This window comes from Kaistella sp. SH40-3, from assembly GCF_030686865.1.
Lineage (GTDB): Bacteria > Bacteroidota > Bacteroidia > Flavobacteriales > Weeksellaceae > Kaistella.
In genome coordinates this window covers 121,928-136,901 of sequence record NZ_JAQYUS010000006.1, presented here as the reverse complement: position 1 = coordinate 136,901, position 14,974 = coordinate 121,928, and the positions used below count along the sequence as shown (strand labels likewise).

At 35.0% G+C, this 14,974-nt stretch carries 11 protein-coding genes; 9 read left to right on the top strand and 2 right to left on the bottom strand.

Annotated elements, in window-relative coordinates:
• Positions 1 to 120 precede the first annotated feature (120 nt).
• The 4 genes from PUH65_RS11135 to purF all read left to right on the top strand — a co-directional run bounded on the left by PUH65_RS11135 (position 121) and on the right by purF (position 3,747).
• Complete coding sequence (locus PUH65_RS11135; protein ID WP_305520075.1) at positions 121 to 726, top strand: SatD family protein; 606 nt, start codon at positions 121 to 123, stop codon at positions 724 to 726.
• A complete protein-coding gene (locus PUH65_RS11130; RefSeq protein ID WP_305520074.1) occupies positions 727 to 1,428 on the top strand; it encodes a DUF3307 domain-containing protein in 702 nt (233 codons plus the stop codon).
• A 90-nt stretch (positions 1,429 to 1,518) separates the two neighbouring features.
• Entirely contained in the window at positions 1,519 to 2,238 is a 720-nt protein-coding gene (gene purC / locus PUH65_RS11125) for a phosphoribosylaminoimidazolesuccinocarboxamide synthase (RefSeq protein WP_305520073.1), read from the top strand.
• A gap of 18 nt (positions 2,239 to 2,256) precedes the next feature.
• Positions 2,257 to 3,747, top strand: coding sequence for an amidophosphoribosyltransferase (gene purF / locus PUH65_RS11120; protein WP_305520072.1), 1,491 nt, complete (start codon positions 2,257 to 2,259; stop codon positions 3,745 to 3,747).
• Between the two features lie 70 nt (positions 3,748 to 3,817).
• Here purF and PUH65_RS11115 read toward each other — a convergent pair whose 3' ends face one another.
• Entirely contained in the window at positions 3,818 to 4,435 is a 618-nt protein-coding gene (locus PUH65_RS11115) for a porin family protein (RefSeq protein WP_305520071.1), read from the bottom strand.
• 309 nt (positions 4,436 to 4,744) lie between these two features.
• A complete protein-coding gene (gene aroB, locus PUH65_RS11110; protein WP_305520070.1) occupies positions 4,745 to 5,773 on the bottom strand; it encodes a 3-dehydroquinate synthase in 1,029 nt (342 codons plus the stop codon).
• A 90-nt stretch (positions 5,774 to 5,863) separates the two neighbouring features.
• On the opposite strand from aroB, the gene PUH65_RS11105 reads away from it, so the two are divergent.
• The 5 genes from PUH65_RS11105 (at position 5,864) to kbl (ending at position 14,551) form a co-directional block, all read left to right on the top strand.
• Positions 5,864 to 7,033: a proline dehydrogenase family protein gene (locus PUH65_RS11105; protein ID WP_305520069.1), complete on the top strand. Its 1,170-nt coding sequence runs from the start codon at positions 5,864 to 5,866 to the stop codon at positions 7,031 to 7,033.
• Positions 7,034 to 7,203: 170 nt separating this feature from the next.
• On the top strand, positions 7,204 to 9,651 hold the full coding sequence (priA, locus tag PUH65_RS11100; protein ID WP_305520068.1) for a primosomal protein N': 2,448 nt from the start codon (positions 7,204 to 7,206) through the stop codon (positions 9,649 to 9,651).
• A gap of 151 nt (positions 9,652 to 9,802) precedes the next feature.
• Positions 9,803 to 11,248 (top strand): D-alanyl-D-alanine carboxypeptidase/D-alanyl-D-alanine-endopeptidase, encoded by a 1,446-nt coding sequence (dacB, locus tag PUH65_RS11095; RefSeq protein WP_305520067.1) that lies wholly within the window; start codon positions 9,803 to 9,805, stop codon positions 11,246 to 11,248.
• A gap of 80 nt (positions 11,249 to 11,328) precedes the next feature.
• A complete protein-coding gene (locus PUH65_RS11090) occupies positions 11,329 to 13,260 on the top strand; it encodes a M1 family aminopeptidase (RefSeq protein WP_305520066.1) in 1,932 nt (643 codons plus the stop codon).
• Between the two features lie 97 nt (positions 13,261 to 13,357).
• Positions 13,358 to 14,551, top strand: coding sequence for a glycine C-acetyltransferase (kbl, locus tag PUH65_RS11085; protein ID WP_305520065.1), 1,194 nt, complete (start codon positions 13,358 to 13,360; stop codon positions 14,549 to 14,551).
• The last annotated feature ends 423 nt before the right edge of the window (positions 14,552 to 14,974 follow it).

Sequence of the window (14,974 nt, the reverse complement as noted above, 5' to 3'; positions counted from 1 at the left end):
TGCTTATATTCATTATATATTAGTGGATTGACTTATATTTAACAGTGGATTTTAACAAAACATTATAAGGTGTTTGCCTTATATTTTTAATTTATAAGGATTATTGCTTATATTTGTAACATGATTGCGATTATCACCGGAGATATTATTAATTCTCAAAAATCAGATGTTGAAACATGGCTTCCAAAATTGAAAAATTTAATGGGAACGTGGTCAACGACGCCCGAAAATTGGGAAGTTTATCGAGGCGATGAATTTCAATTGAAATGCAGTGTAGATCAAGTGTTCCATAGAGCGCTTCTTTTAAAATCACTCATCAGAAGTTTTGAAAATTTAGATGTTCGTCTTGCTATCGGGATTGGAAATGAAGTTTTTCAATCTGAGAAAATTACCGAATCAAATGGTTCTGCTTACGTGAATTCAGGAAGATTATTGACCGACATCAAATCTCAGGGAAGAACATTGGCTATACAAACTGAAAATGAAAAAGTAAACAGAGATCTGAATATCCTTTTCAAATGGGCTTCCATTGATTTTGATAACTGGACCGTTGCAACTGCCGAAATTATTCATCAGTTATTATGCAATTCAGAATTAACGCAGGACGACCTTGCAAAAGAATTGAATATCACACAATCATCAGTTAGTCAAAGGCTTAAACGAGCAAACTTCGACTTGATCCACGAAACCGATCAGTTTTTCAGAAAGAAAATCTCAGAATTATAAATGATTTTTATTCCTCTCATATTAGCACATTTATTAGGAGATTTTATTCTTCAGCCTAATTCTTGGGTTGCTGCTAAGGAGAAGAAAAAGGGTGGCAGTATCTATTTATACATTCATGTTTTGTTGCATACGGTGCTGGCATTCGTGTTTTTATGGAATTTGAAATTATGGTGGATTGCTTTAATTATTGGAATCACCCATTTTTTAATCGACTGGACAAAACTGAATTTCCAGAATGCAAAGACCAAAAGAACCTGGTTTTTTATCGATCAACTTGCTCATATATTAGTGATTGGAGCGGTTTCGGTTTTCTATTTTCCTTATTTCAGATGGGAAGATTTTTTCAATGCAGAAAGTTTGAAATTAATAACTGCAATCGTATTTCTCACGGTTCCATCTTCTATATTAATCAAAACGGTTATTTCTATTTGGACACCAATTACCATTGAACACAGTAAATTACAAACAGAATCTCTGGTAAATGCCGGAAAATATATTGGAATTTTAGAAAGACTTTTGGTTTTCGTTTTCATCTTGGTCGACCATTGGGAAGGCGTAGGTTTTATGATTGCCGCAAAATCGGTTTTCAGATTCAGTGATCTCGCAGAAGCAAAACAGAGGAAACTTACAGAGTATGTATTAATAGGAACTTTGCTAAGTTTTGGCATCGCAGTTCTTACAGGAATTTTAGTTAAATTATAATTCCGCAAGCCACGAAGTGGCGATTTAAAAAAGAGTAGGGTTTTAACCCTACAAAATAAATAGAAAGTAAAAATTTAATAAAAAGTAAAAATGACAAAAGGAGCAATGCTTTATGAAGGAAAGGCAAAGCAAGTTTTCGAAACTGATAATCCCAATGAAGTGATTGTCCGTTTTAAAGATGATGCAACCGCTTTCAATGCGCAAAAAAAAGGACAATTTGATTTAAAAGGGGAAATGAATAATGCCATTACCACCTTGATTTTCGAATACTTGAATAAAAAAGGAATTCCTACTCACTTCATCAAAAAGTTAGACGAAAGAGAACAGTTGGTGAAAAGAGTCCACATTATTCCATTGGAAATGGTGGTTCGTAATTACGCTGCCGGAAGTATGGCGCAAAGATTAGGTGTAGAAGAAGGAGTAAAATCTCCCGTAACCATTTTTGATCTATGTTATAAGAGAGATGATCTTGGAGATCCACTCATCAATGATCACCACGCCGTTTTCCTGGGTGCAGCAACGTATGAGGAACTGGATGAAATGTACGAATTGACGTCTGATATTAATGATATTTTAATCGATCTTTTTGATCAAATGAATATTATCTTGGTTGATTTCAAAATTGAATTAGGTAAAGATTCGGACGGTAAAATTATCCTGGCTGACGAAATTTCACCAGATACTTGCAGACTTTGGGATAAAGATACGATGAAGAAACTCGATAAAGACCGTTTCAGACGCGATTTGGGTGAAGTGACAGAAGCGTATGTAGAAATTTATGAACGATTGAAAAAAGTTCTTCAAAAATAATTTTTGGGAAAACTAAAAATGAAAGATTTACAACAACACAGAGAAGATTATTTAAACCAATTTAAGGAAAATACGTACGGTAGAAATCTTCTTAAAACAGATGATCCGTTTGACGCTCCTGCTGAGGAATGTGGGATTTTCGGAATCTATTCAGATAACGATGTTGATACGTTTTCGATGTCGCAATTTGGACTTTTTGCTTTGCAGCACCGTGGTCAGGAAGCCTGTGGGATTTCTGTAATGAAACAGGGCAAAATTTTCAATATTAAAGATGAAGGTTTGGTGCTCGATGTGTTCAAAGAAATCCGAGAACCAGAAACCTTTATGGGAAATTCTGCGATTGGACACACGCGATATACCACGGCAGGCGACAAGAAAAAATATAATTTCCAGCCCTTTTTTGCCAAGAATGAATATGATCAGACCATTCTTACGATTGCACACAACGGAAATTTAACCAATGCAGCGGAATTAAAAAGAGAACTGGAAGAGGAAGGCGTAGTTTTTAGGGCAACTTCTGACTCTGAAGTCATTCTGAGATTAATTCAGAAACATCTTGATTTAGGGTTGCGTGCGGCGATTAAAACGACCATGGGAAAAATTCAAGGTGCGTATTCTGTCGTTGGAATGACGAGAAATAAGTTCTTTGCCTTCCGTGATTTTCATGGAATTCGTCCGTTGGTTTTAGGTGCGATTGATGAAAAGACTTATGTTGTGGCTTCAGAATCTGTAGCGCTGGACGCTGTTGGAGCGCAATACGTTCGTGATATTTTACCTGGAGAAATTATTTATACCAACGAAAATGAAGCCGGTTTACAAAGTTTCATGGCCATAGAAAACTGCGAGAAAAGAACGTGTGCTTTCGAATATATTTATTTCGCCCGACCAGATTCGATAATGGAAGGGATTAATGTTCACGAAACTCGGGAGAAATCCGGAATGAAAATTTGGGAGCAAGCGCCTGTAGAAGCAGATATCGTTATCGGAGTTCCAGATTCTGGAGTTCCTGCAGCGATTGGTTTTTCTGTTGCTTCCGGTATTCCGTTTCGTCCGGTTTTAATTAAGAACAGATATATCGGTAGAAGTTTCATCGTTCCGACTCAGGAAATGCGGGAACGAATTGTAAATCTAAAACTGAATCCAATTATTTCTGAAATTAAAGGAAAGAGAGTAGTGATTATCGACGATTCCATCGTTCGTGGCACAACTTCTAAACGTTTGGTGAAAATTCTGAAAGATGCCGGAGTTAAAGAAATTCACTTCAGAAGTGTTTCTCCACCGATTATTGCGCCGTGTTATCTGGGAATCGATACCCCAACAAAAGATGACTTGATTTCTGCCAATATGACTGTTGAAGAATTACGAAAATACCTGGGCGTTGATTCCCTGGAGTTTTTAAGCATGGAAAATCTGAAGGAAATTCTTGGAAGCACCAACCATTGCTTTGGGTGTTTTACTGAAGAATATCCAGTTCCTGCAGGTCCTCATCCTGATTACACCGATAAATAAAAAATGAAAAGGTTGGGAATTAATCCCAACCTTTTCTATATAAATTGTGTTTTTGATATGAAGTGTGCTATTACTTACTAAATTTGTAAGCTAAACCAACTTGGAAATTATTGTTTTTGGAATCACTATAAGCTTTTCCGATAATATTATCATCATTTCCGATTTTTGTTACTCCGGCTACATATCTTGCGGTAAGAGCTAGTTGTGGTGTGAAGTAATAACCAGCACCTATTCCAACTCCAAAGTCAACAGTATTTAAATTATCTTTTGCTGTTTTTGTCCAGTCAGTGATTGTTGAATTATTACCATCTTTCAATTTACTATTCGCATTAACAAGAAAACTCACTTGCGGACCGGCTTCTAAGTAAAACTCCGGTGTAGCATTGTACTGAAACATTACAGGTACTGCGATATAGCCTAAATTAGTACTGTATGAATTCTGATCATTAGATCCGTAAGTAACTTTTGATCCTAAATCATTATACAAAACTTCGGGTTGGATGCTAAAGTTTTCCGCTAAAGGAGCGTTCATGAAAACACCTGCGTTGAAACCGATTTTTGAGGAAGTATCACTTAAACCTCCATCTTTAGATATAGAGGATACATTCATACCACCTTTAACACCAAATTGCTGTGCGAATGTCAATGAACTCATTGCGATTGCTGCACCTAATACTAACTTTTTCATAATCTTAAATTTTTTAATTAATTTTTACGTTTTTAATAATTGGACTTTACAACTTTTAGAAATTAAATTTTTAGAATTTCTAAAATCATTTAATCCTCATTATCATTACATTTTTAAATTTGTTTTACGATTGTAGTACTCTCAAATGGTGTGCCAAAATGATATAAACTACCTAAAAATTAAACAAGGGTTTAAATAGTATTAATTCTAATTGACTTTAAACCAGTAGTTTGCTATAAATAAAAAATTCCTGCACAATAATTGTGCAGGAATTCAGTTCAGCAGTTTAGTTACTTTTTACACCAAATTTTAATAATAAAGCAATGCGTTTTTGATGTTTTCAAGATTTACAGAGCAATTAAAAGTTGAAGTTCCAATTCCGGTTAGCAAAGAGAAATTGATATTTCCTGCTGTATTCTTTTTATCATTCATCATTAAATTGACTATTTCCTCTAATGAAAATCCGCTGATATTTAAGTGAGGATAAAACTTTCTGATATTTTCAACAATGTCATTAGCAGTTTCTTCTGAAATCAAATCTTGTAGAAAAGATATTCTCGTTTCGCAAATCATTCCCAGTGCAACGGCTTCTCCATGCATAATTGGTTTCCCTTTTAATAGAAATAAACTTTCAACAGCGTGACCGATCGTATGACCAAAGTTCAAAGTCTTCCGAATATTTTGTTCCGTAAAATCCTGTTCAACTACATTTTGTTTAATCTTCATCGATCTTTCAATGAAAGGGAAAATGTGTTCCGGCGTTAATTCTTTAATGGAAATTAAATCGTTCCAATGTTTTTCATCCGTAATTAAACCGTGTTTCAACATTTCGGCAAAACCACTTCGAAGTTCCTCAAAAGGTAAAGTATGCAAGAATTCTGGAAAGACAAAAATCTGTTCTGGATGTGCAAAAGTTCCAATAATGTTCTTTAAAAATTGATGATCAATTCCCGTTTTTCCGCCAATAGACGCATCACACATTCCTAAAAGAGTCGTTGGAATATTAATAAAAGGAATTCCTCTTTTGTAAGTTGAAGCGATAAATCCGCCCATATCAGTGATGACGCCGCCACCTAAATTAATCATTAAGGCTTTGCGATCAGTTTCAAATTCGGTTAAGATTTCCCAAAGTTGTGCTGCAGTTTCCAAAGTTTTCAACTCTTCGCCAGCTTCAATTTCGATGATTTCAAAAGGAATCTCGGTTTCTAAATTCCCTAAAAGTGTGGGAAGACAATGTTCGTGCGTGTTTTCATCAACTAAAATTAAAAGTTGAGTCGGTTTTAAATTGGTTATAAAACTGTTGAGTTGCGAGAAATCCTCATCTAATATTGAAATCATGTAAACTGAAATTTATCACAAAATTAAACTTTAATTTAGTCTTATCAATTCATAGAGTATTATTAAATTTGTTGAACTTTAATTTAAATTATGAGCATTTTCGATAATACCCAAATTGCCTTCGCAGACAAAACAGATTCTCAACTGAAAAAAGCATACTGGATGTTTAAAGCCATTGAACAACCTATGATTACGAATGTTGGAATTTCTGCACTGAATTTTACCATCAAAAATAATTTTCCTTTTGTAACAGATATTGTAAAGCAAACTTTGTTCGAACAGTTTTGCGGTGGCGAAACCCATGAAGAAAGTATGAAAGTGGTGAAACAAATGTTTAAACATCATGTCGGAAGTATTTTTGATTATGCGATTGAAGGAAAGGCAGAAGAAAAAGTTTTTGATGATACCTGTACCGAAATTCAGCAGAACATCAAATTTGCGGAAGGTAATCCAGCGATTCCTTTTGTAGTTTTTAAACCAACAGGTTTTGGAAGAATTGAGATTTATGAAGAAGTTGGTAAAAAAGTAGAATTAACGACTTCACAAAAAGAAGAGTGGGCGAGAGTCGTAAAAAGATTTGAGGATGTTTGTCAAATGGCATTCGATAGAAATGTCGTGTTAATGGTTGATGCTGAAGATTCCTGGATGCAAGATGCTACCGATAATCTGGTGAATGAAATGATGGAAAGATTCAACAAAGAAAAAGCCATTATTTGGAATACTATTCAGATGTACAGAACGGGAAGATTAGAATATTTGGCGAAAGATTTAGAAAGAGCCAAAGAGAAAAACTATTTCCTTGGTTACAAATTCGTTCGTGGCGCTTATATGGAAAAAGAAAGAGCGCGTGCAGCAGAAATGAAATATCCTGATCCAATTCAGCCGACCAAACAGGCGTCTGATGATAATTATAATGGAGCGATCGATTTTGTTTTAAATAACTTAGATAAAGTTTCTGCTTTCTTCGGAACACACAACGAAAAATCGACCGAACTGGTGATGGAGAAAATGAAAGCGATGGGCTTGCCTCACGATCATCCACAAATTTATTTCGGACAACTGTACGGAATGAGTGACAATATCACTTATTATTTGGGTGCTGAAAAATATAATGTTTGCAAATATCTTCCGTACGGACCGGTAAAAGATGTAGTTCCTTATTTGACGAGAAGAGCGCAGGAAAATACTTCTGTAGCAGGACAAACAGGACGTGAATTAGGTTTGATTCAAAAAGAACTAGACAGAAGAAAAGGAAAATAATTTTGAAATAATTTTTAAGTTTTGAATTTTCAAAACAATCATTATTAATAGGAACGGGCTTTAGCCCGTTTTTTATTTCCAAAAATGCGATTGGCTTTAGCCGAAATTTATTTCTAAATTTGTAAAACATTAACAATAATGGCACATCAACAAATCAACACATTCACGCATTGAGTTTCGCCCAAGTCATTCTTCCCTTAAATTTAAAAGGAATTTTCACCTACAAAGTTCCCGTTGAACTCTTGGATTCCATTCAAGTTGGAATGCGGGTTTTGGTGGCTTTTGGTGGGAAAAAGATTTATACAGGAATCGTTTTCGATCTTCATGATCAAGAACCCGAAACTTTTGTACCGAAAGAAATTATCAATATTTTAGATGATTTACCGATTTTACCAAAAGAACAAATTCAGTTTTGGAACTGGCTTTCAGATTATTATATCTGTAATTTGGGCGAGATTTATCGTTTTTCATTTCCGGGTTCTTTAAAATTAGAAAGTGAAACTTATCTCAAATTAAGACCAAATGTTGTTATCGATTTCGAGAATTTAGATGTCAATGAAATGTATCTGATTCAGGCCTTAGAAGTTCGGCAACTCATTAATTTAACGGAGATTGAAGCCTTTATTCCGAAAAGAGATATTGTAAAAACCATAAAATCTTTAATCGATTTACAATACATTGAAATTGATGAAAAAATCGCTGAAAAGTACAAAGCAAAGGAAATTGCCTATTTAAAGATTAATGAAGAAACGGTAAAAAATTCTGATTTACCTCAAATTCTTTTATCATTAAAACGTTCGCCAAAACAGCAGGAATTATTTCTTTTACTCTTAGAGAAACAAACCGAACATCCTGAAAAATTAATCAAAAAATCCGATGTTTTTCATGAAGGAAAATTTGTCCAGGCGCAATTAAAATCACTAATTGAAAAAGATCTGGTTCAGGAATATTATCTTCAAAAAGACAGACTGGAAAGTTATGAAGGAGAAACTGAAGAATTAGAAAAACTGAGTGATATCCAACTTCAGGCGAAAGCAGAAATAGATGAAGCCTTTGAACAAGGTAAAAATGTCTTGCTTCACGGCGTAACTTCTTCCGGGAAAACGCACGTTTATTTAGAAAAGATTGAAGAAGCGGTGGCAGATGAAAAAAATGTTTTATTTCTACTTCCTGAGATTGCGATCACCAAACAGATTGTTCAGCGTTTAGAAAAAAAATATGGTAAACAATTAGGATTCTATCATCAGAAGTTAACCGATTTCGAAAAGGTAGAAGTTTGGCGAAGAATTAAAAATAATGACATCAAAATCCTTATTGGAACGAGGAATGCGTTGTTTTTACCATATGAGAATTTAGGTTTAATCGTAGTTGATGAAGAACACGATTCCAGTTATAAACCGCGGGAAACTTCTCCGTTTTTCAATGCGAAAGATGCGGCCCAGGTTTTAGCGAAATTCTATAAAGCCAATGTTATTCTAGGTTCTGCGACTCCTTCAGTAGAATCTTATTACGCTGCAAAAAAGGAAAAACTGAAATATGTTTTCTTAGGCGAACGTTTTGGAAATGTAAATATTCCACAGTTTGAACTCATTAATTTTAAAGAAGCGCAGGATTCTAAAAAGTTGGTTGGTAGTTTTTCTTTGCAGTTAATTGATGAAATTAGGAAAGAACTCGATCATAATAAACAAACTATGATTCTTCATAACCGCCGTGGTTATGCCAATGTTGTGGAATGTGAAACTTGTGGTTATGTTAACTATTGCTCAAATTGTGATGTGGTGATGACCTATCACAAATATAATAATGAAATGAAATGTCATTATTGTGGACAAAAAGCGGCGAAACCAAAAGCCTGTCCGAAATGTCATTCCGAAAAATTGAATGTGAGAGGGGTTGGTGTAGAACAGATTCACGAAGAAGTTTCAAAGATTTTCCCGGACTCAGAAGTTGACCGAATGGATGTTGATTCCATGCGCAAGAAATTTGCCTACGAGAAATTATACGAGAAAATCGAAGAAGGCGAAACCGACATTGTTGTTGGTACTCAGATGATTTCCAAAGGTTTAGATTTTGATAATATTGAACTGGTCGCGATTCCAAAAGCGGACTCCTTATTATATGTACAAGATTTCCGGGCGGAAGAAAGAGCGTTTCAATTGATCACGCAAGTTTCTGGTAGAGCCGGCAGAAGTTCTGGAAATGGGAAAGTTTTAATTCAAACTTATAATCCGCAACATTCTATTTTTCAAATGCTTAAAGATCATGATACGCCGATGATTTACGAACATTTGTTGACAGAGAGAAAGAAATTCCTTTATCCGCCTTTCGTGAAGTTGATTATGATTGAATTAAAGCATCGCCGAGAAGATAAAGTAAATCGTGCCTCACAGTTTCTAGGTTCAATTCTTAGAAAATATTTACCCGAAGAATGTATTCTCGGTCCAGAAAAATCGCCAATCGGAAAACTTAATTTAATGTATCAATATCAACTGTTACTTAAATTACCGCGCGGAAAAAAGTATGCAGAGTATAAAGGTTTGGTAACCAAAAGTTTGGCCGAGTTTGATGAGATTACAGCGTATCATTCAATTAAAAAGGTGATTTATGTTGACTTTTAACAAAGTTTAACAGTTATTACCATGTTTTTACCACCGTTAATTCACTGTCCTTCAACAATATTTTATACTTTTGAACGTTAAAAAGATGTTTTGGGTAAGAATTATATTCTTTTAACCGAACATTAAATAGATAATCAAATAATAAAATTAAATGATTAACATCAAAAAAATTCTGGTTTCCTCTGCAATAGCAGTTTCTGCATTTGCGTTTGGGCAGGGAACCTTCGCTTCTACCAATTATCCTCAATCTTACGAAAATCAAAATTCCTCTAAAGAGTCCGCTGAAAAACTTCTAAGCGCAAAAGAACTTGTAGACATCAAATTGAATTCGATGATGAATGATCCTGTTTTGCGAAATGCAAACTGGGGTTTTGTTGTTTATGATCCGAAAACGAAAAAAGTTATCAGTTCTTATAATGAAAATGCATCCTTGATTCCGGCTTCTACTACGAAGTTATTGACCACAGAGACCGCTATGAATCTTTTGGGCGAAAACTTTAAGTGGATTACGCAGTTAGAGTATTCAGGAACTATTGAAGATGGAGTTCTTAATGGGAATTTGTATATCGTAGGAAGTGGTGATCCTTCGCTGGGAACCAGTAAAGCAGGCGCGAGTTCTTACAGCAGCATTATTTCCGATTTTAAAGCAGCCATTACAGATAAAGGTATAAAAAGAGTGAATGGAGATATCATCATTCAAACTGGAGTTTTCAAAGCAAATAAATCACAGTTGTTACCGGAAAGTGTCGTTTGGTTAGAAAACGGAAATTATTATTTACCCGTTGGAACTACCCATGAAATCAATCCTCAAAATGAAAAATTGATTGCAAAGAAATCAAATCCGTTTTCTGAGAATAAAAACTATTACTATATCTCGCCTTACATTGGTCAAATGGTGTATGCTGATAAATTTGATGGTGGTAATCTAACAACTAAACTTCCGGATGCGCCCGCTTATTTAGCCAATAATTTACGTGCATCATTGATTAAAAGTGGTTTACCTATAGTTGGTAAAGTGGTAACAAGAACCACTGATCCTAATCCTGAAAAACGAGAAGTAATCACTGCTTACCAGTCACCGACTTTGGCAGAAATCATCATGTATACTAATCAGCACAGTGATAATGCTTTAGCAGAAGCGACGTTGAGAATGGTTGGTTTTCAGAAATTAGGTGACCAAACCTTAGAAGCGGGTAGACGGGTCGTTAATGAACATTTAAAGTCAGTTGGTTTTGATACTGAAGGTTTAAATTACTATGACGGAAGCGGACTTTCCAGAAGTAATGTGGTGACGCCAATTGCTCAGGTGAAATTTTTAGCGAATCTGATGAATGAAAAATATTACAAAACATTCCAGGAATCATTGCCAATTGGTGGTCAAACAGGAACATTGAAAAGAATGTTTTATGATACCGGAAACGGACAGATTTTTGCGAAAACAGGAACATTAAATAAAGTAAAAACTTTGGCTGGTTATATGAAAACGAATTCTGGAAAAACACTGGTTTTCTCGTTACTTATTAATAATTACGCAGGTTCTGTAGATCAAGTTAAAAGCAGAATGGAACAAATCCTAGAGCCGACGCTTAATCTCTAAATCTTTATTTCATAAAAAGAATAGCCTTTCAATATTTATTGGAAGGTTTTTTTTATCTTTAGAAACTAATAATTTAATAAATGAAGCAATTTTATGTACTTGCCTTAATTCTTTATTTTGCGCATGTTTTTGGTCAAAACGAAGAAGCAGAAAGAAAGAGCATGATGCGAAGTGAAGCACAGCGCTATTCGAAAATGATTAATTATAATGTAAATCCCAACACATTGAATTATGATTTGAAATATCAGCGGTTAGATCTGAATCTTGATCCTGCACAATATTATGTAAGCGGAACGGTGACCAATCATTTTATTCCCAATCAAAATATTTCGAGTATTTATTTTGATTTTTCAAATGTACTTACGGTTTCTGAAGTGAAATACCACGGCACCAATTTATCGTTTACACAATTACCAACGAAAGAAATAAAAATCGATTTTCCAGCTGCGCTTGCTTCAGCGACGATTGATTCCCTGTACATCAAATATTCCGGAGCACCAGATACTTTCGGAAGTGCAGGTGACGCTTTTACCGTAGAAACGCAAGGTGGCACGCCTGTTCTATTTACGCTGTCTGAACCTTATGGCGCACAGGAATGGTTTCCAACGAAGCAGAGTATGAATGACAAAATAGAAAAAGTAGATATAAAAATTACCACTCCTTCTCAGTACAATGTCGCTTCAAATGGGAAGTTGATTTCTGAAACGATTTTACCGGGAAGTAAGAAATTAACTTTTTGGCAAACCAATTATCCGATTCCCGCTTATTTAGTGGCTTTGGGAATTACGAATTACACGAAGTTTAATGATGTGATGGGAACGCCACCTTTTCCATTTGTGAATTATGTTTATCCTTCTACAGCAAACAATTCTTCGACGATGGCGAATATCAATTGGACCAAAGATATTATGAATGTTTTCGAAGAAAATTTTGGCCCATATCCTTATCGAAATGAAAAATACGGTCACATGGAATTCGGTTGGGGCGGTGGAATGGAACATTCTACCATGTCATCCATGGGCTCTTGGGGAAAAGGAATTATCGCACATGAACTGGCTCACCAGTGGTTTGGTGACAAAGTAACTTGTGGTGCCTGGAATGACATCTGGCTTAATGAAGGTTTCGCGACCTTTGGTGAACACCTTGCCAATGAAAAACTGCTCATGAGCAACAGTCAGTTTATGAGTTATTTACTTTCAGAAATGAATTATATTACCGGCTCAGCAGGTGGAAGTGTTTATGTTGATGATGCCAATTTAGGAAATACCAATGCAGTTTTTAATGGTAGATTAAGTTATTCTAAAGGTGGATTTGTTTTAAGAATGATGAAATGGATTTTAGGCGATGCTGCTTTTTATCAGGCTTTAAAAGATTATCATAACCAACCCAATTTGGCTTATAAGTACGCAGTTACAACCGATTTAAAGAATACATTTTTACAATCTACAGGAAAAGATTTTACCGAGTTCTTCAACGATTGGATTTACGGTCAGGGATATCCTACGTATCAAATTAAGTGGAATCAAACTGCTGATAAAGTTTTGAGATTTAAAGTGGGTCAAACTCAAAGTCATCCTTCCGTCAGTTTCTTTGAAATGCCTTTGCCTATTAAAGTAAACGGAACTGCTGGACAAGTTGCTTATTTGGTTTTAAACAATAATTCAAATAATCAAAATTTTGCCGAAGCATTGACTTTCACGGTGGCTTCAGTTCAATTTAATTATGAAAATCAAATTATTACCAAAGGTTCTACAGTAACAAAAGACACTTCGATTCTTGCTGTAAATGATGCTGCGAAAAATGAGATTAGAATTTATCCCAATCCGGTGAAAGACCAACTTTCTGTAGATGGAATTACTAAAGATGAATCGTATGAGATTTTCAGTGTTGATGGTAAATTGGTGAAATCAGGAATGCTTTCTGCTAAAAATTCAGTTGGTGTAAATACCCTTCCAAAAGGAGTTTATCTTTTAAAAATTGCAGAAAAGAATTTGAAATTTATTAAAGAATAAAAGCGTTGAAGTAACCTTATGTTATTAATAACAAAATTAGAAAAGCACTTGAAAGAGTGCTTTTTTTCGTATTTTAGCGTTTCAAAATAATTTAAATATGATTTCTAAAAATTATCTGGAAAATCTTCAGAACGAACTTCAAAATATTAAAAATGATGGTTTGTTTAAAACCGAACGCATCATTACTTCACAGCAATCTGCTGTGATTGAAGCCAACGGAAAAACTCTTTTGAATTTCTGTGCGAATAACTATTTAGGATTATCAAATAATCCCGAAGTGATGAAAGCGTCACAGGATATGATCGAAAGTCGTGGCTACGGATTATCGTCCGTCCGTTTTATTTGTGGAACTCAGGATATTCACAAAGAATTAGAAGCCAAGATTTCTAAGTTTTTAGGCTTAGAAGACACGATTTTATATGCTGCTTGTTTTGATGCAAATGGTGGCGTTTTCGAACCTTTGTTTACTGATCAGGACGCCATTATTTCTGATGAATTAAATCACGCTTCAATCATTGATGGCGTGCGTTTGTGTAAAGCAGCCAGATACCGTTACAAAAATAATAATATGGCAGATCTGGAAGAGCAGTTAATTGAGGCTTCCAAAAATAATCACCGTTTTAAAATCATCGTTACCGACGGAGTTTTCTCCATGGACGGAATTGTTGCAGATCTGAAAGGACTTTGCGATTTAGCAGAAAAATATGATTGTTTGGTCATGGTTGATGATTCTCACGCTACAGGGTTTATCGGGAAAACCGGTCGTGGAACTCACGAAGCAAACGATGTAATGGGTAGAGTAGATATCATCACTTCAACCTTAGGAAAAGCATTAGGCGGCGCGCTTGGCGGATTTACTTCCGGTAAAAAAGAAATCATCGATATGTTGAGACAGCGTTCCAGACCTTATTTATTCTCGAATTCTCTCGCTCCCGGAATTGTTGGGGCAGCGATTAAAGTGTTGGATATGATTTCCGACGATACGACTTTGAGAGACAAGGTAATGGAAAATGCAGAATACTTCAGAAAAGAAATGAAAGCCAAAGGTTTTGATATTCCTGATGGCGATGCTGCGATTGTTCCGGTAATGTTATACGACGCACCTTTAGCCCAAAAAATGGCGGAAAAATTAATGGATGAAGGAATTTATGTCATCGGCTTCTTTTATCCGGTTGTGCCAAAAGGAAAAGCCAGAATCAGAGTTCAACTTTCTGCGGCTCATACCAGAGAACAGTTAGACATAGCGATTGCTGCTTTCGAAAAAGTAGGAAAAGATTTAGGAGTTATTTAAAAACTTGTTCCGAAATATATTTAAAAACCTTCTGTAATGGAAGGTTTTTATATTTTAACCGCAAAAGAAGTAAAAGGTAATTGAAAAAAATAGTACAAAAGAATGTAAATAATTAAGAGCGTTATTCCTAGCACCTTTTACAACCTTTTGAATGTCCTGATAAATAAACCTTTTGGATTTTCTGCGGTCAAAAATTTTCAAGAAATATTTTGTGAACTTTTCATCAGCGTTATTTTAAACTTCAGCCATTAAAAACTTTTGTGACTTTTTGTTTAAATAACTTTTCAATAGACGTTTTGTGAACTTTCAGCAGCATTATTTTAAAGTTTAGCCATTAAAAACTTTTGTGACTTTTGTGGTTTAAAAACTTTTAAATAGACGTTTTGTGAACTTTCAGCAGCATTATTTAAAACTTCAGCCATT

Excerpts from the sequence above, each read along its gene's own strand:
- PUH65_RS11135 (WP_305520075.1), top strand. The coding sequence starts at position 121 with ATGATTGCGATTATCACCGGAGATATTATTAATTCTCAAAAATCAGAT.
- PUH65_RS11130 (WP_305520074.1), top strand. The coding sequence starts at position 727 with ATGATTTTTATTCCTCTCATATTAGCACATTTATTAGGAGATTTTATT.
- purC (WP_305520073.1), top strand. The coding sequence starts at position 1,519 with ATGACAAAAGGAGCAATGCTTTATGAAGGAAAGGCAAAGCAAGTTTTC.
- purF (WP_305520072.1), top strand. The coding sequence starts at position 2,257 with ATGAAAGATTTACAACAACACAGAGAAGATTATTTAAACCAATTTAAG.
- PUH65_RS11115 (WP_305520071.1), bottom strand. The coding sequence starts at position 4,435 with ATGAAAAAGTTAGTATTAGGTGCAGCAATCGCAATGAGTTCATTGACA.
- aroB (WP_305520070.1), bottom strand. The coding sequence starts at position 5,773 with ATGATTTCAATATTAGATGAGGATTTCTCGCAACTCAACAGTTTTATA.
- PUH65_RS11105 (WP_305520069.1), top strand. The coding sequence starts at position 5,864 with ATGAGCATTTTCGATAATACCCAAATTGCCTTCGCAGACAAAACAGAT.
- dacB (WP_305520067.1), top strand. The coding sequence starts at position 9,803 with ATGATTAACATCAAAAAAATTCTGGTTTCCTCTGCAATAGCAGTTTCT.
- PUH65_RS11090 (WP_305520066.1), top strand. The coding sequence starts at position 11,329 with ATGAAGCAATTTTATGTACTTGCCTTAATTCTTTATTTTGCGCATGTT.
- kbl (WP_305520065.1), top strand. The coding sequence starts at position 13,358 with ATGATTTCTAAAAATTATCTGGAAAATCTTCAGAACGAACTTCAAAAT.